This is a genomic window from Tenacibaculum sp. SG-28 (genome assembly GCF_002954385.1).
GTDB lineage: Bacteria > Bacteroidota > Bacteroidia > Flavobacteriales > Flavobacteriaceae > Polaribacter.
The window spans coordinates 1-1,301 of the sequence record NZ_MQVY01000007.1 but is presented as its reverse complement, the minus strand read 5'-3'; the positions used below and the strand labels follow the sequence as shown (position 1 = coordinate 1,301).

The 1,301-nt window shown below is 31.4% G+C and carries 2 protein-coding genes; both read right to left on the bottom strand.

Annotated features, from left to right (window positions below; genetic code table 11):
- Nucleotides 1–39: 39 nt before the first annotated feature.
- On the bottom strand, nucleotides 40–855 hold the full coding sequence (locus tag BSU00_RS12295) for an IS3 family transposase (RefSeq protein WP_233188735.1): 816 nt from the start codon (nucleotides 853–855) through the stop codon (nucleotides 40–42).
- Between the two features lie 35 nt (nucleotides 856–890).
- Nucleotides 891–1,262 (bottom strand): transposase, encoded by a 372-nt coding sequence (locus BSU00_RS12290; protein WP_099567889.1) that lies wholly within the window; start codon nucleotides 1,260–1,262, stop codon nucleotides 891–893.
- Nucleotides 1,263–1,301: the final 39 nt, after the last annotated feature.

Below are 1,301 nucleotides of genomic sequence, written 5' to 3'. Positions count from 1 at the left end.
TGTCTAGTCCTGAAATATGGCTACAGGTTAAAAATTGATTTAGGCTGTTAATTTGTATACCATATTTGGTGTTTTATAGTCTAAAGATACGTGTAATCTTATTTGGTTGTATAGATTGATTGCACTTTTTGTAGCTCTTTTTGCATGTATCACATTATCAAAGGTTTGGTCTAAGTAAAACTCATCTTTTAATATACCATTTACCCTTTCAGCGACAGCATTTTCATAACAATGATTATCTTCTGTCATGCTAATTTTAATGTTCTTCCTTTTTAATATTTGTGTGTATAGATTACTGCAATATTGTATTCCTCTATCGGAGTGATGTATGAGTTCATCCGTATTTTTAGCTTGATATAATGCTTTTTTTAATGCTCTTACGCAGCCGCTAAGCTCTAAGCTATCACTAAGATCATACCCTATTATTTTTCGAGAGTACAAGTCGGTTATAAGAGCTAAATAACAAAATCCTTTTACCGTTCTGATGTAGGTGATATCACTTACCCATACCTGGTTAGGTCTATCAACAAGTACATCTTTTATAATGTTTTTGTATTTATAGAATCTATGAAAAGAATTGGTAGTTCTATAACTTGGTTTCTTTCTGGTTGTAAGCATATTGTGTTTTCTAAGGACATTGAATAGCATGTCTCTTCCTACCTTAAGATTTGCATTATCAAAATCGTTTTTCAAGGATATTTTAAGTTTACGAACACCTTCTCTTGGTAAGGATTTGCGTTTTTGCTTAACAATTTGAATAATCTGTTGTTCTAGCTTTAAACGTTTATCAGCTCTGTGTTTATATTTGTAATATGCATCACGTTTAAGTCCGAAACAGTTAGTTATAGTTCTCAAAGACGCAAATCCTTTAGCTTTGATTTTAGCTGTAATTAACGCTCTATATTTAGCTTTTTTTTTAGTTCTGCTACAGATTTATAACCAAGGTCTTCTGCAGCAACTTCTAGGTATGAATCTTGAATCATAGCATCCAAGTCTTTTTTTAACAAGAGTTTTTTTAGTTGTTCAATCTCTTTTTGAAGTTCCTTAATTCTGGTTATTTCATCCTTAGTTTTCACGGTTATTCTTGTGTTCATAAGGTCTTTACGGTTATACTTTTTGATCCATTCATTAATGGTAGTTGGAGCAATACCATATGCCTTACCTAGTTGATACTTGTTTAATTTTCCTGTTGTAAGTTCGTCTAAAATTTTCAATTTGAAAGGTTCTGAATAACGTCTGATGACTTTGTCGTTTTTATACATAATGTTTAAAATTATGTAGCCTTTATTCAGGACGGGTCA